At 38.0% G+C, this 22,024-nt stretch carries 13 protein-coding genes and 1 other RNA gene; 7 read left to right on the top strand and 7 right to left on the bottom strand.

The genetic code is table 11. The features are described from left to right. Window positions 1-9: 9 nt before the first annotated feature. Window positions 10-1,176: a lactonase family protein gene (locus tag AB5935_RS17965; protein ID WP_007851065.1), complete on the bottom strand. Its 1,167-nt coding sequence runs from the start codon at window positions 1,174-1,176 to the stop codon at window positions 10-12. A 140-nt stretch (window positions 1,177-1,316) separates the two neighbouring features. Between AB5935_RS17965 and ssrA the strand changes: the two genes are divergently transcribed. Beyond that, window positions 1,317-1,713: a transfer-messenger RNA gene (gene ssrA, locus AB5935_RS17960) on the top strand. 176 nt (window positions 1,714-1,889) lie between these two features. Here the strand turns inward: ssrA and AB5935_RS17955 are convergent. Next, a complete protein-coding gene (locus AB5935_RS17955; RefSeq protein ID WP_007836642.1) occupies window positions 1,890-3,215 on the bottom strand; it encodes an alpha-L-fucosidase in 1,326 nt (441 codons plus the stop codon). A 212-nt stretch (window positions 3,216-3,427) separates the two neighbouring features. Here AB5935_RS17955 and AB5935_RS17950 point away from each other — a divergent pair, with 212 nt between their 5' ends. Next, a complete protein-coding gene (locus tag AB5935_RS17950) occupies window positions 3,428-4,588 on the top strand; it encodes a GTP-binding protein (RefSeq protein WP_008655779.1) in 1,161 nt (386 codons plus the stop codon). 71 nt (window positions 4,589-4,659) lie between these two features. Here the strand turns inward: AB5935_RS17950 and AB5935_RS17945 are convergent, their stop codons facing one another. Genes AB5935_RS17945 through AB5935_RS17935 form a run of 3 tightly spaced genes read right to left on the bottom strand, consistent with a single transcriptional unit; the run spans window position 4,660 to window position 12,523 of the window. Next, entirely contained in the window at window positions 4,660-7,527 is a 2,868-nt protein-coding gene (locus tag AB5935_RS17945; protein ID WP_007851064.1) for a family 43 glycosylhydrolase, read from the bottom strand. 16 nt (window positions 7,528-7,543) lie between these two features. Then, on the bottom strand, window positions 7,544-9,262 hold the full coding sequence (locus AB5935_RS17940) for a RagB/SusD family nutrient uptake outer membrane protein (protein ID WP_007840466.1): 1,719 nt from the start codon (window positions 9,260-9,262) through the stop codon (window positions 7,544-7,546). Window positions 9,263-9,274: 12 nt separating this feature from the next. Beyond that, a complete protein-coding gene (locus tag AB5935_RS17935) occupies window positions 9,275-12,523 on the bottom strand; it encodes a SusC/RagA family TonB-linked outer membrane protein (RefSeq protein WP_007840467.1) in 3,249 nt (1,082 codons plus the stop codon). 538 nt (window positions 12,524-13,061) lie between these two features. Between AB5935_RS17935 and AB5935_RS17930 the strand changes: the two genes are divergently transcribed. Then, the gene (locus AB5935_RS17930; RefSeq protein ID WP_233525391.1) at window positions 13,062-17,093 is read left to right on the top strand and encodes a two-component regulator propeller domain-containing protein; all 4,032 of its coding nucleotides are present in this window, start codon (window positions 13,062-13,064) and stop codon (window positions 17,091-17,093) included. A 77-nt stretch (window positions 17,094-17,170) separates the two neighbouring features. On the opposite strand, the gene AB5935_RS17925 is transcribed toward AB5935_RS17930, so the two are convergent. Then, window positions 17,171-18,577, bottom strand: a complete 1,407-nt coding sequence (locus AB5935_RS17925; protein ID WP_007836630.1) for a glycoside hydrolase family 28 protein — start codon at window positions 18,575-18,577, stop codon at window positions 17,171-17,173. Between the two features lie 421 nt (window positions 18,578-18,998). Here AB5935_RS17925 and AB5935_RS17920 point away from each other — a divergent pair, with 421 nt between their 5' ends. From AB5935_RS17920 to AB5935_RS17905, 4 genes are all read left to right on the top strand, one after another. Then, the gene (locus tag AB5935_RS17920) at window positions 18,999-19,454 is read left to right on the top strand and encodes a histidine kinase (RefSeq protein WP_227235921.1); all 456 of its coding nucleotides are present in this window, start codon (window positions 18,999-19,001) and stop codon (window positions 19,452-19,454) included. A 209-nt stretch (window positions 19,455-19,663) separates the two neighbouring features. Continuing rightward, the gene (locus AB5935_RS17915) at window positions 19,664-20,065 is read left to right on the top strand and encodes a hypothetical protein (RefSeq protein ID WP_038611344.1); all 402 of its coding nucleotides are present in this window, start codon (window positions 19,664-19,666) and stop codon (window positions 20,063-20,065) included. After that, window positions 20,050-20,283, top strand: a complete 234-nt coding sequence (locus AB5935_RS17910; RefSeq protein WP_007836624.1) for a histidine kinase dimerization/phospho-acceptor domain-containing protein — start codon at window positions 20,050-20,052, stop codon at window positions 20,281-20,283. Before AB5935_RS17915 ends, AB5935_RS17910 begins: the two co-directional genes overlap by 16 nt. A 20-nt stretch (window positions 20,284-20,303) precedes the next feature. After that, window positions 20,304-20,708, top strand: coding sequence for a sensor histidine kinase (locus AB5935_RS17905; protein ID WP_007836622.1), 405 nt, complete (start codon window positions 20,304-20,306; stop codon window positions 20,706-20,708). Here the strand turns inward: AB5935_RS17905 and AB5935_RS17900 are convergent, their stop codons facing one another. Beyond that, a complete protein-coding gene (locus tag AB5935_RS17900) occupies window positions 20,709-21,935 on the bottom strand; it encodes a glycoside hydrolase family 88 protein (protein ID WP_007840480.1) in 1,227 nt (408 codons plus the stop codon). It abuts the gene before it with no gap. Between the last annotated feature and the right edge of the window lie 89 nt (window positions 21,936-22,024).

Raw genomic sequence — 22,024 nt, 5'->3', positions numbered from 1 at the left:
GTTTCCTGTTTAAAAGGTAAACTTCAGGCATACAGGTTTATTGGTTTTTATTGTCTTGCCTGTGTCTTTCAGTAATCCTGTTTGGGAATCTCTTTCAAATACTTGTATAGAGTTACTGTCTCTGCAGGCCACCAACAGGTATCGCCCGTTCCGGCTGATAATAAAATTACGTGGATGGATACCAGTCAGCTGATAACCTGTCTTTGTTAATGTCCCTTCTTCCTGATTTATGGAAAAGATAGCGATACCGTCTGCTTTTAAGCGGTTGGATGCATACAGAAATTTTCCATCGGGTGAAATGTGGATATCTCCGCTACCTTTGGCACCCACTGTGTCAGCTTCTATATATTGTATGGCGTTTAATTTTCCTTTGTCGTAAGAGAAAGCTATAACTTTTCCTGAGATTTCGTTAATCAGATAAGCGAATTTTTGGTTCGGATGGAAACAAATGTGGCGTGGCCCTGATCCTGATTCTACTTTTATATTAAATTCTTCAGATTCGTTCAGTAAGGAATGGGATACGCCATCAGTTACATTCTCACTAACAGGAAATACATGAATCTGGTCTGTCCCTAAATCACTGGCAAGTAGATATTTATGGTCTGGAGTGAATTTTATACAATGTAGATGTGGTTGTGTTTGCCTCTCTTTGTCAAGACTGTTTCCGGTAAAGGAAATAAGGCGTGTCTCGGATTTTAATTTTCCGTCTTTATCTAGTGGGAAAACGGTAATGCTACCTCCCATATAATTTGCTGTCAAGACAAATTTTTCCGATGGGCTGAGAGTTATATAACAAGGTGCGCCGCCGTCAGTGGGTTGAGAATTAAGCAAGGTTAGTTTCTTTTGTTCTTTATCAAATTTGATGGCATTGGCGGTAGAACTTTTTCCGGCATCCTCCCCTACAGTATATATTCTTTTTCCATCAGCCGACGGAATGAGGAAAGAAGGGTTGGATATTCCTTTTATTCCGCTGATATATTGGGAGTTGCCAGTTTGCTCATCAAAGTTATAAACCTTGATACCTTCTTCATCTGGAGTTGCATAACTACCTACCAACATATACATCATATTCGGATTTTTTTCAACTGTAATTGGTTCTGTTTGTTTCTTGGGAGAGGGTATACAGCCTCCCAGTATCATACTGTTCATACACAATACCATTAATTTTTTGTTCATATTGTCTGATCTGTTAGTATTAGAAAAATTATTTTCAAAGATACGTTGTTCTTATTAAAATGCGCTAAATAAACGAATAAATAATTGGATATTAACAGAAGTGTGTGTATATTTGTAACCTCTTTATGAGTTACCAGTACGGGGTTGACTGGATTTGACAGCGTGGCTAAGTGGTATGTAAGCATGCAGTGCGTGGTTGATTGGCACTATAATCCCAGTTTTCAAAATTTTATCTGGCAACGAAAATTATGCTCTTGCTGCTTAATCGAATCATAGTAGATTAGCTTTATTTCTGCCAAAGTGGTGGAAACGAGACATCACTCAAAAGCTCTTGTTCCGAAGCGTTTGATCAAGTGGTGCAGTAAAATCGGGAATAGTTAGAGATCCGCTTCATGTCTCTTACGAAAATTTAGAGGATAAGGTATAAGTTGGTGGCTTCGGTCCTGCTTATACTCGAAAATTTAGGCGAAGATAAGCATGTAGAAAGCGTATGGCTTCCTCGTTTGGACGAGGGTTCGACTCCCTCCAGCTCCACAAACTAAGAGTGATTCGTCCTTGGGCTTCAATAATCCAAGGACGAATTCTTTTTTAGAAGAGTAATGTATGCGGTTACTCATGTTTCTTTTCTGATGTGTGTAGAATACATTTCTCTCTTTTGCATCGGAAATTCTTGTTTTTTACGTAAAGATGCTTGTTTAAAGATGAATGTTATTTTATTGTTTAATGACTAATTCTATTACATAATCTATGTCATCAGGTACTTGAGGCAGTTTTATTAATATGCCGTTTTTTTCCTGTTTGAAAGAAAGTGGAGTTCTGGAAATGAACTGTATTGCTTTCTTTACTTTTGCCTTTAGAGGTATATAAAGTGCATTATCCTGCAAATCTAGTATATGGATGAATAAACGATCACCTTTGCGGGTTGATACTCCCCATGTGTGAGGAGCTACATCACCACCACGGGTTCCATAAATCGTCTCTCCATATTGATTCATCCATTTACCCACTTGTTTCAGATGCTCTATAGCTGTAGCGGGTAATTCTCCGTTGGGTTGAGGTCCAATATTCATTAGCAAATTTGCATTTTTTCCGGCTGCCTTAACCAAATAGTGTATCAACTCTTTGGGGGATTTGTAATTTTGGTCTTCAATTCTGTAGCCCCACATTCCGTTCATTGTTTCACAAGTTTCTAAAGGGAGTTCACTTATTCCTTGTCCTGCTGAAAAACCGGCTTTGTTTTCACCGGGCAAATCACGTTCGAACATTTGGAAATCTTCTCCTGCATAAGGAGTTCGATGATGATTGTTGCCTATTAGACAGGATGGTTGCAGTTTATGAATTAATGCATATTGTTCTTCCAGTTGCCAATTGAAGTTGGTAGGTTGATCCCAAATACCGTCAAACCAAATGGCGCCGACGGGGCCATAGTTAGTCAAAAGCTCGGTCAGCTGTTTATTCATAAACTTGTAGTAACTTTCCCAGTTTCCGTGTCCTTTGGGACGTCCTGTCCCATGTCCGGTGTTTCCTTCCGGATAGTCGTCACGAAACCAGTCCAAATGCGAATAATAAAAATGGAGTTTGATGCCCTGTTTTTGACATTCTTCTGCCAGTTCTTTTAGTACGTCTCGTTTGAAAGGAGTAGCGTCTACGATATTAAAATCGGATTCTTTTGTATCAAACATTGAGAAACTGTCATGGTGTCGACTGGTGATACAGATATATTTGGCTCCGGAGGTTTTGATGGCAGAAACCCATTCGGCAGCATTGAAGCGCGAAGGATAGAATCCGGATGCCAGTTTGGCGTATTCATCACGGTTGATGTTGTGAGTGTTCATATACCATTCTCCTTGAGCGGTCATACTGTAAATGCCCCAATGAAGAAATATGCCGAATTTATTATCTTGAAATTCCTGCCGTGCTTTTATATTTTCAGGAGTAGGGATATAAATTTGATTGGAGATTTGTGCGAGGGCTGAAGTTCCCGCCATCAATAACAAGGCTGCGCCTAATTTGATTTTTTGTGCTAATTTGTTTCTCATTGTTATTATAAATTTGTTTTGCGAAATATAGTTATACTCTTGGAATATTTAAAGCATTTTTTGAAAAATATTGCACTGCGAATTAAATTTTAATAGATTCTAACTGGGTGGTATGTGAAGAGTATTTTTTGTTTATAAGGTATAAAAAGATGTTTTCTATTGTTTGGAAATTAATCATTCTATACCTTTGTGAAAGTAATATTGAATTTTATATGAGAGTAAAAGAAATTCCTATACTGCTTTTGACCGGTTATCTAGGCAGTGGAAAAACGACATTAGTGAACCATATTCTTTCTAATAAACGTGGTATTAAGTTTGCGGTTATTGTCAATGATATCGGTGAGGTGAATATTGATGCTGATCTCATACAGAAAGGAGGGATTGTAGGAAAGAAAGACGAAAGCTTGGTAGCACTTCAGAACGGTTGTATCTGTTGTACTCTGAAGATGGATTTGGTGGAGCAGATAGATGATATTATGAAGTTGGAGCGTTTTGATTACATTGTGATTGAGGCAAGTGGTGTTTGTGAACCAGCTCCTATCGCACAGACTATTTGTTCTATTTCAAGTATGGAGAATACGTACGGGGGATGTCGTTTGGATTGTATTGTGACTGTGGTAGATGCCTTACGTCTGCAAAGTGAGTTTTCTTGTGGCAACGATTTGACCCGTAAAGGTATTGACGAAGAGGATATTGAAAATCTGATTATCCAACAGATTGAATTTTGTAATGTTGTATTATTGAATAAGGTCTCAGAAGTGAAACATGACGAATTGGAACGTATCAAACAGATTATCCGTACATTGCAACCTGCAGCTGAAATAATAGAATGTGATTATGCTGATGTGGATTTGAATAAGATAATCTATACTGAAGTATTTGACTTTGAACGTACTGCCACTTCTGCCGGTTGGATACGTGGAATAGAGAGCGCCCTTACGGAAGAGCAGAAAAAAGAAGCGGAGGAACACGCGCACCATCATCATCATGAGGGTAGTGAAGTGGATGAATATGGTATCAGTACTTTTGTGTATTATCGTCGTCCGGCTTTTGATATCCATAAATTCGATCGTTTTGTATCAACCAGATGGAGTCGTAATATCATTCGTGCAAAAGGAGTCTGTTATTTCAGCAATAATCGTGATATGTCTTTTCTTTTTGAGCAGGCTGGTGTGCAGAAAAAGTTGAAGGAAGCTGGTTTATGGTATGCTACGGCACCTGAAGAAGAACTGATGGAGGTAATGCGTCAGGAGCCCGGCTTGTTGCGGGATTGGGATGATAAATATGGAGACCGTATGCAGAAAATAGTTTTTATCGGGCGGCATCTTGATAAAGAAGAGTTGATAGGTGAACTTGATGAGTGTTTGGAATAAGATATGCATATAGATAGAATAAAAGTTCTGTTTGCAGAACTTTTATTCTATTATACAGATTTTGTGAAGAATCAGTAAACATCTAGTATTACACGTTCTTTTTGTTTTTTCGGATATTCCGGTAAGTTTTGTCCATTTACAAAAGTAGCTTTGAGGCAGATGTTTTCTACACACCTTAAGTAATAAGGATGAGGGGCCTTTTGTACATGGAAATGCTCTATCTCAATATTTTTGATAGGCTTTTCTTCATATCCATCTATAAAAATTGCATAATGGTCGGAACAGCCAGCCTTTACATTGTTGATGCGGAAATTCTCGTATTGAGAGGTATGTCTGCCACCTCGGAAACCAAAATAATTGGTTTCAAAACGGAGCACTGCCCCTTTTGAGCGTTCTATAGTAATATTGCTGACTTGTATATTACGAATATATCCTCCTCTGTCACGGTTGGATTTGAAATAAAGGGCATTCTTGACCGTTCCTATTTGTATATTATCCATATATATGTTTTCTACACCGCCTGACATTTCACTGCCGATACATAATCCATTGCATTCAGACTGGAACAGACAATTACGAATGACGATGTTTTTTGAAGGGCGTCCTATTTCACGGCCGTCGGCGTCACGGCCTGCTTTGATAGCTATGGCATCATCTCCTGTGCGGAAAATACATTCTTCTATTAATACATTGGAAGTTGATTCAGGATCACATCCATCATTATTAGGATAGTGACTGTCAATGGTGATGCTTCGTACTATTACATTGTCACAGTATACAGGATGAATAGTCCAGAAAGGAGAATTCTTAATGGTGATACCTTCTACTAAAATGCGAGAACATCCCATGAATTGTATGCAAGAGGGACGTAGTATAGTACCTTTCCCAAAGATCCTTTCTGTGACAGGGATTAGTTTTTCTCCCATTTTACGCAGACGATTTCTGTCTGATACCTCTATCTGAGACCATGAAGCAAATTCCCGTCCTCCTTGGGCGTCTATGGTACCTTGTCCTGTAATGGCTATATTAGTGGCATGTTTGGCATAAATCATGGGAGAATGTCCATATAGTTCCGTACCTTCCCAACGTGTCCATACTTCAGGAAGAAAGTCATCAGCCTTACCGCTGAAAAGTAGATAGGCGTCTTTCTCTAAATGTAAATTGACATCACTTTTCAGTACTAGATTTCCCTTTAAATAATAGATTCCTTTCGAAATTATAACGTGTCCTCCGCCTGCCAAAGAACAAGAGTCTATTGCTCGCTGTATTAACTGGCGTGAATGACCTTTTTGGTTGGAAGCGGAATCAGGGCAGATCACTTTTATTTTCTTATGCGGAAATGAAGTGCGCGCTATATTGGCAATAATCTGTTCGGCTGTATTTTCTATTTTATTTTGAGGTCCGTCATGTTTGTATTTGAACCATTGAAATGAAGTTGCTCCTGCTTCCTGTTCTTTGTTATAACAATATAGTGCAATGCGGGCACCTTTCCAAAAACCGAATGGAATAAAAAAGGAAGTTCCATAAGGAATAAAACGTATATTATCTGTACTGTAGAAATATTGGAACTTTTGATTGAGCATGTCGATGGATACACGTAGATAAATCTGGTTTCCGTTTAGGAAAGTTGTACTTATTTCTGTTGTGTCATTGGATATGTATAGATATTTTTGTCCTTTCTCCATCTTGATACCTAGAACTTTATTTTCTTTTCCCATGCAAGCTAATCCGCATCGTTGCCCATCAGCTATTTCTGTAAAATCCATAGCTATTGTAGCTTCACTTATATTCCCCATAATCTTTTGTGTCAGGGTGTTGCGTGCCAGTCTGAAGGTTGAAGATTTCAATGCTTTCAGAGTGAGTGAACCTGGATGTGCCGATAAGGACCATGCGTGGTCTGTCGGATTATGATTAAACTGCCATTGTAGTGATAGGTTGGGGGTAGAGAAATCATCATCTGTTTGCGGAGCGAATATGGTTTTGCTTTCAATGGGTTTCTGGCATACATATACAGGTTCTCCTATTCCATTTCTATCAAAGTCTACTCCGATAACGGGCCAATCGTTTTCCCAATGCATGGGCTGAAGATGAACTACACGGCCTAAGGCATGATGATGTTGGAAATGAAAAAAAGCCCATTGACCATCCGGAGTATCGACAATGGCTCCTTGATGAGGGCCGTTTATCGTAGTACTTCCTTGTTCCAATACTACTTTCTTTTCATAAGGACCATATATATTTTTTGAGCGGAGGATAGTCTGCCATCCCGTACCTACTCCTCCTTCCGGAATAGAGAGATAATAGTAACCATCTTTTTTGAAAATTTTTGTTCCTTCGGCTACAGGTCCGGTGTATACGGTCATTCCTTCATCAAGTAGACGTGTACCGTCTGCACTCATTTTATGAATAATGATAGGCCCGGCTCCATGACGGCTCCGGCCTAGGTATGCTTGACCATCTTCATCCCAAAAGGGGCAAGGGTCTTCCCATTTTTCTACTTTCTTAACTAAATGTAAAGGGCTCCAAGGACCTGAAGGATTGACAGCATTTGACATGAATAATCCTTCTTTGGGAGTACAGAAAAAGACCCAGAATTTGTTATCATGGTAACGAATTGAGGGTGCCCATGAACCTCCTGCATATTGTTGGTTGTTATCCCAGCCGGGAAAATCAAAATGGTGATAGATTTGGGAAATCAGTTTCCAATTGATCATATCTGAAGATTCCAATACTTGCATTCCTAGAAAATGAAAGTCGGAAGCTATCATGTAATATTTATCTCTGACCCGGATAACGTCCGGGTCAGAGTAGTCAGCATTTAAAATCGGATTTATGTATGTTCCATTGCCCTGATCTCCCCATTTACCGGGAGTACCTTGAGCTGACAAGACTAATACATTATTTATAAAGTATAGAAGAATAAGTAAAAAATTTTTCATCAGCATGTTTTTTAACTTAATAACCAGGGTTTTGTGTCACTTTAGCTTGATTCAAATCAATGGCAGCTTGTGGAATAGGACGAAGAATCTTGTATTTACCATCAGGGCCTATCATAGCAGATTCTTTTATGCCGTCTTCATTATATTTTGTGGCATATTCCACTAAAGTGTGAGTACGCTTCAAATCTGTCCAACGGACATATTCTCCAGCTAATTCACGAGCACGTTCATCAAGAATAAAATCAATATTAATATCGTTGCTGGTGACAGTCATTTCTGTTGTGTATCCTTTACGAATAGTTCCTGGACGTTGACGAAGTTTATTGATCATTTGTGCAGCCTCTTCTGTTTTACCCATTTTTAAATAGGCTTCGGCGGCAATCAGATAGGTTTCTCCTAAGCGCGCTACTACCACATCATGCATGCTGCAAGTAGAATTACGGTTAGCAATAGAAGTTTCTGAATAATCATCAAATTTCTTGATACAAGCATTGCCGTAGTCTTGTGAACGACGGTCTTTGTATGTGGCTGGGGCACCGTTGGATGGAGCAATACCACCGTCTGCTATTGTTTTGCTTACCAGTGTATTCTTTTTAATTCCATAAGGATCGTCTGCTTTCCAGGCAGCGATATCTTCATCTGTAGCCCATGCTGGAGCATAATAATAAATGATAGAAGAACTAGTCGGTGCTGAGTAATAGTCGAAATAACTGGTATGGAATTCTAACATAAAAGTTTGTTCCAACCGTGCATCACCCCGACTATACATTTGCTGTAGACGTAGTGAAGGAGCAAAGCAACCGTCAATTGCCTTATTTCTTGGTTTTTCGGAACCACCTAAATAAGCTCCGAATTGGGCTTGTTGGTAGGAACCGTCTTTTACGGGATCTTCTACAGCAGCCGAATTAAACTGTATGCTCCAGAATATTTCATTGTTTTCTTCATTTTCTACGTCAAAAGCTTCTTCTATGGAGAGGAAAGGAATTTCGCCATTAATTGCTTCCAAGGCATACTTAGCTGCATTTGCGAAGTCTGAATTTTGAGCTATATTTTCTTCTTGGGCTTCGTAATCAGTGCCATCTAGCCATCCACGAGTCAGATAGGTTTTGGCTAAGTAAAAGGTTGCTGCGCGTTTATTGGCACGTCCTACACCGGAGTTGGCACGTTCCATTAAATGGGATTCGGAAGAGGCTAGATACTCAAACTCTTCAATGATGAACTTATAAACATCTGCAAGACTGGCACGTTCATGACTCATTTCGGCATGGTCAAACATTTGTTTGTTCAAAGCTACAGGCCCGAACTGTTGCACTAGTTGGAAATAATACCATGCACGGATAAAACGTGCTTCGTCCACATATTGCAGTCGTACACTGGAATCTTCCGTTATGTCTCCATAAGATATAACGCTATTGGCTAGCTGAATACCTTTAAAACAACTTACATAGAAATTTTTTATAATGCCTTCATCTGCAGTGAAGGTATATTGGCTCATGACTACTCCCTGTGACTTTCCGTCTGCATACAGGTCTGTTCCCGCTACGAATAATTGCGGTTGGGCATTATAAAGCTCCCGCAGTGTGGAGTAAGCGCTGTTAGTTAAACTGGCGAATCCTGCCGAAGTCTGATAAAATTCAGCTGATGGAACATTAGATTTGTTGTTTTGGTCAAGAAAATCCGAACATCCTGAGAGAGTTGCCAATCCTAATGCCATAATGAAATATATTTTTTTCATAATCATTTAATTTTAGAATTTTAAATTTACACCAACTTGATAAGTTCTTGAACTGACACCACCGGTACCATCACCTACTTGTGCGTCGGCCCATTCGGGGTCGAACCCTTCATAATTTGTGAAAGTGAAAGGATTTAATATATTAGCATAGATTCTTAAATTGGAAATATGAAGTTTTGAAATCCATTTCTGTGGAAAAGTATAGCCGAGGGTAATATTCTTGATTCGAACATATGAGTTGTCAACGAAATTTTGTGCTCGGTCCTCATTGGCACCACTTTGCCAGTATGCACCGCCTCCTTTACCGTTTCCACCATTGGTTGGGAAGGGGTAACTACCGTAATGAGTGACTTCTTGGTAGGCTATAGAGCCATCAGCACCTAGTATCGGAGCACCTTGAGGTATATAGTAATCCATGTTTAGGCGATTCATGCCACGCTGTCCATAGTCTACGAACTCGGCCATGAAGGGAGAGTATACCATTCCTCCCTGACTGGTGTAAATGCTGAAAGAGAAGTCAATGTTCTTATAGGACAAGTTGGAGGTGAAGTTACCGGTCCAGGTCGGAGCACAATGTCCGAGGATCATTTTGTCATTGGCATCGATAGTACCATTGCCATCCTTATCATAGATTTTCATCTCGCCTTCATAGAATTTGGTTTTCATTTTCGGGTCTTGGGCATAAGCTTGGGCTTCCTCTCGAGTACAGATTCCGGTATATTTATAGCCGTATACTACGTCTATAGGGTGATTGATAAACCATTTGTTACCCACCAAATCTTCTTTGGTACCATTCAATTCTTTGATAGAGTTAATGTTACGCGCAAAAGAGAAGGTTGTTTCCCAGTTCCAATCTTTATTCTTTACGTTGATGGTATTCAGTTGGATTTCTATACCTTTATTGTTCACCTTACCCACATTACTTACAATGGAGCCTGTATAGGAACCTAGTTCAAATGGGGTTTCCATCTCCATCAAGAGATCTTTGGAATCTTTGTTGTAGATATCGATAGATCCATTGATACGATTATTCAAGAAACCGAAGTCAAGACCGAGGTTGATTTCGGTTGTTTTCTCCCAAGTCAGGTCGGCGTTTGTCATGGTATAACCATAACCGTTGGCAACAGACGATCCGTAATTATAGTAATATTTAATATTTGCCAAAGCTTGTGTGTCATAAGGCCCTACACCGGCATTATTACCGGTAACGCCAAAGCTGGCACGGAGTTTTAAATTGCTTAACCATTTGCTGGCAAATCCCATAAAATCTTCATCGGAAATGCGCCATGCCATGGCAGCTGAGGGGAACATCCCCCAACGATTGTCTTTTTGGAATTTGGAACTGCCGTCCCAACGTGAAGATACAGTCAGCATGTATTTGCCTTTGTAGGCATAGTTGATACGGGCTACATAAGATAACATGGAGATTTTTTTATAATAGCTAGACTGACTTTGTACAGTGCCTGAACCAAGATTATGCCAGTTTACATCAAATGGCATATCCACTACATTGATATAGTCGCCTTGTAACTTTTGTTCATAGACACTGAATAAGGCCAAGGCATTCAGACTATGATCTCCAAAATTCTTGATGTAATTGGCTTGCGTATCCCAAGTATACGAGAATATTTCATCATTATAGTTTTCGGCCATGTTTGTTTTTCCAGAACGAAGTTGGGTTTCTCCGTTATAGAATGTACCACGATGGGTTTTGGTATACATGGGGGAGAAAGTAGTTTTAAGAATTATTTCTTTAACGGGGCTGTATTGCAAATAAATATTTGCCATCACATCATAAGAACGTGTATCGTCTTTTGAGTTCAAACGGTCCACCACTGGATTGATGGAGGAAGTCGGACCACCACCATTGGGATAGATGGCGGTATCTTTACCTGGTTGTGAAATTAACTGTCCTGCCTTTTCCCCTTCCCAATAATAGCATGGCATATTAGGGGTCATACGGAACCCTTCCAAAATAGAGTAGTTGCTACCACTCTCTTTGGATGCTGTTGCCATATTTGTGGAGAATCCGGCTGAGATTTTATCTGAAATCTTATGATCTACGGCTCCTTTTATATTCCAGCGTTCATAACCGTCATACATGATTCCTTCTTCATTTTGATACCCTAGTCCTACGCGGTAGGTTATATTTTTTGTATTTCCGGAAATATTGATGAAATGATTCTGTTGTGAGCCGTTACGGGTTACGATATCTACCCAATCGGTGTAATTTTTATTGAGATACATATCTTTCACTATTTGACTGCCATTTCCCCAGAAGTTCAGGAAATTGGCATCAGTCATTTCCCAGTTAGTCATTCCTGAAGAGGCATCCATAGATGAAACTAGATAACGGGAGAAACGGAATTTCATGAAATCATCTCCTTCCATAAAGTCCGGCATATTGGCTTTGGTTTTTATACCATAATATCCATCATAACTGACTGTAGTCTTGGCTATATCTTTGTCTCCTTTTTTGGTGGTAATCATCACTACACCATTTGTGGCCCGTGAACCATAGATAGCGGTAGATGAAGCATCTTTCAAAATGTCTACTTTTTCAATATCCATCGGATTTAGAAAATCCATATTTTCACAAACTACTCCATCGATTACATATAATGGATTGCCGCCATTTAATGAACTTTTACCTCGAATCTGAATATTGAATCCGTCACCGGCACGGCTAGAAGACTGTGAGATATTCACTCCGGCAACTTGCCCTTGTAGACTTTCGACAACTGATGTTGCACCTTTGGCAGAAATTGTTTCGGATTTTACACTACCTACAGAACCTGTAAGGTCTGATTTCTTTACTACACCATAGCCCACTACTACCACTTCATCTAACAATTTGTTGTCTGCTTCGACCGTGATAGCTAGTTTTTGCTGCTCTCCTACTTTTATTTCCTGTGTTTTATACCCTACATATGAAACAACTAAGATTGCACCTGTTGGAACTTCCAGTGTGAAATTACCATCTAAATCGGTTACCGTTCCTAAAGTAGTTCCTTTTACCAATACGGAAACGCCGATTAATGCTTCTCCGCTTTCGTCTATGACACTACCTGTAATGATTCGGTTTTGTTGAATTGATTTTTGAATTGATGAACCTAGTTGGTTTGACCAATTGTTTGCAAAAGTGGATAATGGTAAGGAAACTAGTCCTAAGGAAAGTCCGCAAGCAAACCAAAATCTTTTTGGAGAATGAATACCCTGTACTATAACAGAGCGGGATTTTAAATACTCTTTTTTTCTCATGTCTTTCATTATTAATTTAGTATTAGAGTTGTTTTTGTTTTGATGTCAAATATAGACGGATGTTATCTTTTTATAAGTGGAAAAACTGATAATTTAGTTGGAATATCTATCAAAGGTAGCTAAACAACATATATTGCGGTGGATTAAAAATAGAAAGTATTTTGATGAATACCCATTTTCTGCTAATTTCGCAAAGGAAACACATTACTTTGATATGAAAACATACTGGGTTGATATTCTTACCTTTTTCTGTGTAGTAATACTATGCTTTTTTACAGCCGATGTACTGGCAAAAGGAGCTATATCTCAAAAATATTCAGTTACGTACTTTTCCAGTCAGAATGGAGTGGAGGATGGGCTGGTCAATGATATTATCCAAGATCATAAAGGTTTGTTATGGTTTGCTACTTGGAATGGGCTTTATCGTTTTGATGGTTATAATTTTAAGAATTATAAATCGAATATGGAAGATCTGGGAGGATTGACCAATGATCGTTTATTGGATATAGTCGAGGATAAATTCGGATGTATATGGGTATTGTGTTATGATTCCACTTGTTATCGTTTTAATCCTGACAAGGAAGTCTTTGAACCTGTCATTCAAAAAACAGTCAATAACTTTCGGTCAATATCTGTCCTTCCGAATGGAATAGTATGGTTATTATGTGAAGATGGGAGTGCAGTACGGGTCGTTACGGCTCCTGAAGATTTATCTATGACATTTCAATTCTATTCATCAAGAGAAAATACTTTGGCTACTGGTAAAATCCGGTCTGTATTTATGGATTCGAAATTACAGGAATGGCTTCTTACGGATGAGGGGGTATATCGATTATATGATTCAGAACTTTCTATTATTTCTTTGTCTGATTGTCGAAAAAGTGAGAAAATACCTTTTTATTTTGCAACAGAGTTGGAAGAATATATATATTTAGGTGCACATCAAGGCAAAGTCTATAAATACTTGTTGACAGGAGAACTTTCTATCCATACTCAATTGCCAACATCGGCTTCTGTGATTTCTATTTTGCCTTCTGTGGCTGGACTGATATATGTTACTGATTCGGATGGCTTTTTTATTCATGACTCTCTCGGTGAGATAAGACATGTGATGCTTGATTCTCTTTCTCTGTTGAAAGACAAAAACATAGAGTCTGCTAAAATTACTTGTGGAGATTTATTGTGGCTTGTACATCCTGTTCCGGGAGTCACTTTGTTTGATCTGAAAACACAGCGTTTAAGCTTTATTGAAGGAAAGGATGAACAGGGAAGACCACTAAATACTGAAAGTGATTTTTTTGCTTTTGAGGATCGGAATGATATTTTATGGGTACACCCTAAGGGCGGAGGATTTTCTTATTTTGATTCTCAAAATAGGCGGTTAATACCTTTTAATACTACGGAGCAGCCTGTCAAGTGGAAATCAAATGACCGCTGTTTTGCTGCTTTTGTTGATAAACAAGGAAATTTATGGATGAGTACCCAGCTCAACCGACTTAAGCGCATCACTTTTATCCCTGATAAATTTCATATCTATACACCTGCTCCTCAGGATGTAGAGTTACCTGATAATGAGATCAGGGCACTGTATATAGACAAAAAACAACGTATTTGGACGGGAAGCAGAGATATGAATGTTTCCATATATGATGCCCGGCTTCGATTATTGAAAAGGATGAAATGGGGCAAAGTATATGCCATCATGCAAGATTCGGCTGGTGTTTATTGGATTTCGACTAAAGGCCAGGGATTGATAAAAGCAATAGAAACTTCACAAGGCAATTTTAAGCTACAGCATTTTAAACATAAAGCTGACGACCCCTATTCATTGAGTAATGATAATATCTATTTTACTTTTCAGGATAGTAGGCAGAGACTTTGGGTAGCTACTTACGGAGGTGGATTGAATTTGATTGAAACTATGCCTGATGGTACTTTAAGATTTATCAATCATCGCAATTTGTTAAAGAGATATCCGATTAGTCATTTTTATAAAGTCAGACATATTACTGAAGATAATCAAGGGCGTATCTGGGTGTCTACAACAGCGGGAATTTTACAATTTAAGGTTTCTTTTCATTGTCCTGAAGAAATAGATTTTCATTCTATATGCCGTGAACAGGGAAATGTGAATAGTCTTAGTAATAATGACGTACAAATGATTCAATGTATGGATAATGGGAACATTTTTGCCATTACTTATGGCGGAGGGTTAAATGAGCTTTCTCCCATGGGGCTCCATTCTTATCAATGTAAATCCTTCACACAGAAGAATGGACTTATTTCAGATATTATTTATTCCATGCACGAGGATAAACAAGGAAATTTATGGTTGGTGACGGGTGGTGGATTAGTGAAATTTGTAGCTTCGGCCGAACAGATTCAGTATTCTAGTGAGCATATCGCGTTTAATATGCATTTTAGTGAAGGTGTAGGGGCAACAGATGGCAAGCAGATTTTTTTTGGTACTAACCGAGGTTTGTTCTATTTTACCCCTGAGAATATTCATAAAACAGATTTTATACCACAAATATTTTTCTCTTCTATTTGGGTAAACAATCAGGAACTGACTCCCAGAAAAACTCCTTCTATTTTGTCTGTTAATCCTGATAATAGCAAGGATATGCAGTTACCTCCTAATAATCACACCCTCAGGTTGGTATTCTCTGCTCTAGACATGACCAATACGGAGTATATTCAATATGCTTACAAGTTAGACGGTTTTGATAAAAACTTTCGTTTGACGGATAACGGGCATGAGGCTAACTATACTAATCTTCCTCCGGGAAAATATGTATTTCGTGTAAAGTCTACCAATAATGAAGGTGTATGGGTTGAAAATGAACGAACACTTTCTTTTGAAGTGCTTCCTACTTTCTCTGAGACACCTTGTGCTACTATGCTCTATTTCTTTTTGATTGTATTATTTATTGCAGTTGCCATTTATGTATATACCGTTTTTTATCGGATAAAAAATAAGGCTAAAAATGAAGAATTGATTACTCAATTAAAACTCAGCTTCTTTACTGACGTGTCTCACGAATTAAGAACTCCATTAACATTGATTACCGGACCTTTGGAATATATACTCAGAGACGAAAGTCTTTCTGGGAAGGTGAGAGATACTTTGAAGATTATTAAAAAGAATAGTGACCGTATGCAGAGGTTGGTAGGGCAGATCTTGGATTTTAGTAAAATCCAGAATAGCAAGATGAAACTGAGAGTTCAGTATGTGGATATTATCAGTTTCACGAAAGAAATAATCAACTATTTTACAACTTTATCTCAAGAGCGGCATATTAGTTTGAATTTTAACACTCAATTGTCTAAAGTAAATCTTTGGGTGGACAAAGATAAATTAGAGAAAGTTATTTTTAATTTGCTGTCTAATGCCTTCAAATACACTTCTGATGGCAAGAACATTTGGGTTAGTATGAAAGATGATGGGAATGCAGTCCTTCTTCAAATCCAAGATGAAGGAGTAGGGATAAAGAGAGAAAAGCAGAAAGTGATTTTCAATCGTTACGAGAATGTGGTTCCGGATAGCATTTACGCTCCTTTAAGTTCTGGTATCGGACTTTCAGTGGCTAAAGAACTTGTGGAAATGCATCATGGTAGTATAAATGTGGAAAGTGAGTTCGGAAAAGGGAGTCTATTTACTGTAAGGCTATTAAAAGGTAAAAAACATTATCCGTCTGACACGGAATATATATTATCAGATTGGAATGAAGATACAAATTTAGATTTCAATTCTCAAAACGAACTACAAGAATTGAATGAAGCGGAGAAGCCGCTCATGCTTATTGTTGAAGACAATTATGAATTAAGAGTATTTATCAAACAAATATTTCAGGAAGCATATCGGTTTGTTGAGGCTAATAATGGCGAGGTTGGATTAAAAAAGGCTTTTTCTGATCTGCCTGATATGATAATTACTGATATCATGATGCCTGTAAAAAGTGGTCTACAGATGTTGCAGGAACTAAGGAACGATGAACGAACTTCGCATATTCCTGCCATAGTATTGACTGCCAAGACAGATATGGATAGCATTCTGACTGGTATTCATACAGGAGCTGATGATTACATAACGAAGCCGTTCAGTGTTAATTATCTGCAAGCTAAAGTAGAAAATATCCTAGCTCGGCGTAAAATGTTACAAGCATATTATTGTAAAGTAGGATATGAAGAGGGGAACGAAAATAAAGAAAAAGACAGATCGGTTCAATTGTCGGCAAGAGACGCTGCTTTTCTTAATAAGTTAGCTAAAATTATGGAAGAGCAACTTGGTAATCCGGAATTGAATGTAGATCAATTGGTCAGTTATTTCAGTCTGAGTCGGACCAATTTTTTTCATAAGTTGAAATCTTTAACTGGTATGGCTCCTATAATGTATATAAAAGAAATACGCATGAGGAAAGCTGCTGAACTGATTAAGGAAAACCAATATACAATGGCGGAAATAGCTTATATGGTAGGTTTTAGTGATCCTCATTATTTTAGTAAAAGTTTTAAGTCTTATTGGGGAATGACTTCTACAGAATATGCAAAAAATCAGATTGGACGATGAAGATAAATGATAGTAAAGTTATGTTTTATCATTATATCGGGTGAACTCATTGTTCACCCGATATAATAAGGGGGATCTTATTTTCTCACCTTATTTCCATTGATATATACTTCATTCAGTACTACATCTTTAGCTCCGGTAATTAAATTCCCTTTTTTCTCTACATTATTGAAACGGCTGTTTGTTACATGGATATCTTCAATATTGACACGGTCGTCATATCCGGTAATTAAGACTCCGTACTTACTTTTTTCACTAGTAACATTATCCAGATATACATGGCGTACTACAGGTGGGAAACTTCTGTCACATTTTTCACGGTTTTCATATTGCAGGTTGATTTTCAAAACGGCTTCGCGACATTCGCCTACTTCTATATTACGCACATAAATATTTTCAATGACCCCACCGCGGCAGTTGTTGGTTTTGATGCGGATGACACGTTCTAGGTTCGGACTGTCCATTTTGCAGTTTTCAACAAACAGGTTCTTATATCCTCCCGAGATCTCACTACCTACAACTACACCACCGTGTCCGTCTTTCATTTCGCAATTGCGTACAATGATATTTTCACTTGGTACGTTCCATTTCCGTCCGTCCGCATTCCGTCCGCTTTTAATAGCGATGCAGTCGTCTCCAGTATCGAATATACAGTTTTCAATTAATACGTTCTTACTTGATTCCGGATCGCAGCCATCGCTATTGGGACCGTGACTGGATACTTTAACCCCACGTACTGTCAGACTTTCACAAAATAAAGGATGGATAACCCAAAATGGAGAATTTTTCAATGTTACATTTTCTATTAAAATAGTGTTACAACGATATAGATTGATAAGCTGGGGACGTAAACCGTCTTCAAAAGTCATTTGGCGTTTATCTATCGGGGCAAATGTTTCGGCGTACATCAGTAATTTGTTTCTGCCGCCATTTTTTTGAGCTGTCATACCTTCCTTCCAGCCATAGTGTGGAGCACCACACATACTCCACCAGTTATCATTACTGGCCTGTCCGTCTATAATACCTTTACCGGTGATAGCTATGTTACTTTCTCCATAAGCATAAATTAATGGATGCAAATTGTAACAGTCTACTCCTTCCCAGCGGGTGAGTACGGTTGGAGTATATAGATATTTCTCTGAAGAAAATTTTAGATAGGCGCCTTCTTCCAAATGCAGATTTACATTGCTTTTCAGTGTGATAGGACCTGTTAGAAATTCTCCGGGTGGAACTAATACAGTTCCTCCACCTGCTTGACTGCATGTGAGGATAGCCAGATTGATTGCTTCATGGCAGAATATTTCACCATTATTTCCTTCTTTGGCACCGAAATCTTTAATGTTGTACACACGATCGGGAAAAGAGGTCTTTTTGATTTGTTTTTCTATTTGCTCACTTTCTTTCCAAATCTCTTGTGGTATTTGTGCATGAGCAAGTCCAAAATATGCACATATACAAAATACACTAACTAACTTTTTTACCATATATTTGATGTTTAATAATTAATAATTTCATAGTTGCCAGAAAATATCCACGATGCAATATTAAAGCATATAATTAAAAAATAAGTGGATTAATTGCCCATTATTGTGTAAATTCTAATAATGAAAGAATAATTGCTGCTACATTGCTATATTATTTGTATATTCGTACCTTAATAATCTGATATTATGAAATATATCACTTGTTATATACTGATATCTGTTTGGGGATTTTTGTTGTTATAGGAAGTAGTATTTCTACTACCAAAGATAGTCTTCTGAATATTATAGGAAGTCCTGTAGAGTTTTCTCTACAAATTGAGATTTACAGAGGTTTGGCTGATTTTTATTTTGAGAAACCTGAAGAAGTGGATTATCTTAATAAATGTATTTCACCGCAAAAGCAGTAAATGATAAGACTCATATGTTTGAGGCTCTTTCTGATTTGGTTTTCTCGTATATTAAAGTTTATCATGCCGATTCTGTTTGGTATTATATGTCTCTTTTAAAGGATGTTGGGACACTGGAAGAATCTCATCCATATTTATTCTTTTTACGAATGAGATTGTTTGCAGGCAGAGTCAGGAATAATGAGGTTGAAACTGCTATAACAGAGGAATTGGCTTTTATGGGTAAAGAAAATATAGGTGGGAATGATATTTACATACAGATGGAACAGACTTTTATTACAGGCTATGCTTTGTGTAGTGAAGGTAAATATGAAGAGGCTGATCCCTATTTGGAAACTGCTTATAAGCTGGCTTGTCAGTTACCATATGAGGAAGGATTCAAGTTTCGTATTTGTACTGTATGGAATTTTCTTTCGACCTTGAACTTTATAGATAAAGGAGATCTATATATTGAATATGTTGAAAAATAGCTTCAGCAATATAGAAAATATTATGAGTTGTACTATGCTCGTCAACGTCCTTTCTATAATATTAATATACGATATCTCCAATGTTATACTTCTTTGTTGATGCGTGCGGATAAATTATCCGATGATAAATTAGAGAAGTATTATAATCTGATGATCAAGATGAGTGCTTGGGTTACGGAGCCTATTGATAAGTATAATTGTTTTTTGGCATGAATAATTATTACTTATATAAGCATAATTTCCATAATGCATTGATAACTAATGACAGCTTGATAAAATATGCTTGGATGACAAGTCAGTCTAATGTCCCGGGATTATTGGATATCAATTCACAAATTTATGAGGCTATGGAAGATAATAAAAATGCTTTTAAGTATCATAAACTCTATATACAAGTGCAGGATTCCATTAAATCTTCCAATCTGAAAAAACAACTTAGTGAACTACAGGTAAAGTATGAAGTAGATCAATTGAACCATGAGAATTACCGTTTGGAAACTAAGAACAGGCGTATTTTAGTAATTACACTTTTTATGGTACTTGTATTGGTGATGAGTATTTGTTTTTACTTGTACTATGATTTGAAGAAAGACAGATGGAAAAAGTTTTAGGTGAACTGAATCAAAAAGCTGGGGAAAGTGAGAAAATGAAAACAGCATTCATTAATTCTATGTGTCATGAAATACGGACTCCATTAAACGCTATTGTTGGCTTTTCAGGTATTATTACTGCTAATGCGGAAATTCTCACTTCGTTGATAGATCACTTGCTGGTAGTGGCTAATTTAGATTCATCTGATGCGCCTCTTCTTTGTGAACAAACCAGATAACTCATATCTGCAGACAAGAAATGGATAAAGTAGAACGATGGAGCAGGGTGGGAATAATTTATCATTTGGAATTACCAGAAGGGGAAATTTTTGTTTCCACCAATGAATTGTATTTGTCGTTAGTGATAGAGAACCTGTTGGATAATGCTAATAAATTTACAGATTCTGGATCTATAACTCTTAAGATGAGGTTGGATAAGGCACAAAGTAAGTTACGAATTGAAGTAACCGATACCGGCTGTGGCATTCCTCCCGAAAAACGGGAGGAAATATTTCTGTGTTTTATCAAACTGGATGAGTTTGCACAAGGTAACGGATTGGGGTTATATTTAAGCCGTTTAATTATTAAACGTTTGTCTGGTAACATATTTGTTGACTCGAGTTATACTGAAGGTACTCGGATGGTTATCTGTTTGTCTGTATAATTAGCGTGTGCCTTCTTCAATGTCCCGCTTTCGTTTCAGTGCTTCCAGGAAATAATAGTCTGCATAATTTAAAGGTACATCTATTTCTGTGCCATGAGGAATACTGCCCACTGAATGCATTAATAAAAAGTTACCATTTTTTCCAAGAGATGCCAGATAGTTTGGTGAGGCTAGAGAAGCCATAATACTGTCTGCATAGATCTTATAACTGTTTGCATCAGGCACATCCATTGTACTAATTTCATAAAGTGCAGAAGCTATACAAGAAGCACTTGAAGCGTCTCGTGGTTCATTGGGAATATTGGGAGCATCCATATCCCAATAAGGAATCAAGTCTTTGGGAAGCCGGGGATGTGTTTTCATGAATTGGAAAGTCTTCAATGCCTGATTTAGATACTTTTTATCATGAGTTTCCCGGTAACACACAGTGTAACCATAAATAGCCCATGCTTGTCCACGACTCCAAGTCGATTCGTCTGCATATCCTTGGGCTGTTTGTCTATGCCGTACCATGCCGTCTGCCAAACTATAATCTATTACATGATAACAACTTCCGTTTGTACGGAAATGCTCTTTCAAAGTGCGGTCTGCATGGTTCACTGCTATGTGATAAAAAGTGGAATCACCAGATAATTTAGTTGCTTCAAATAGTAACTCCAAATTCATCATATTGTCTATTATGACCGGACATTCCCAACCGCGTTCCGATTGCCAGCCTCGGGTCACATCCCATGATTGGATAATTCCCGGCTTTTCACGGAAACGAGTAGCCAATGAACGGGCAGCTTCTATCATGACTTCTTTGTATCTGGGTACTTTAGTTGTTCGCCATCCATTGCCGAAACTACAATTTATCATGAAACCTACATCATGGTGCCAAGTCAGTTTTTTGGCTTCTTCTATGGCCGAAGTGTATTTATCAGCTAATGATAAGAGAGTAGTGTCGCCACTCAGTTCATATAGATACCACACTGACCCAGGGAAAAAACCACTTCGCCAGTCGGCGTAGTCACAATAATAAATGGTACTGTCAGTTTTCAGTGTAACGGGGTTTGTAAATTTTTCTGATTTTTCTATGATTCGTATTTCATTCCCGATTTGTGCACGTGCAAATGCTACATTCTTTTCTATAAAGGAATCTGTTCTGACGGATTGTTTATTTTTCTCTGTGCAAGATACCCATAAAGTAGAGCAGGCGAGTATTGTAATATAGAGGACTTTCTTCATAGTGCTTATTTTTTCCTCAAATCCGCAACTAAGCCCTTGAACGTCCTTATTGCGTTTACACGTCCTCTCATTACTGAATTTGCAGATAA

It is taken from the genome of Phocaeicola sp. RTP21198st1_B8_RTP21198_201120 (genome assembly GCF_040929485.1).
Lineage (GTDB): Bacteria > Bacteroidota > Bacteroidia > Bacteroidales > Bacteroidaceae > Phocaeicola > Phocaeicola dorei.
The sequence above is the reverse complement of the archived record's forward strand: the minus strand, read 5'-3'. Positions and strand labels throughout refer to the sequence as shown.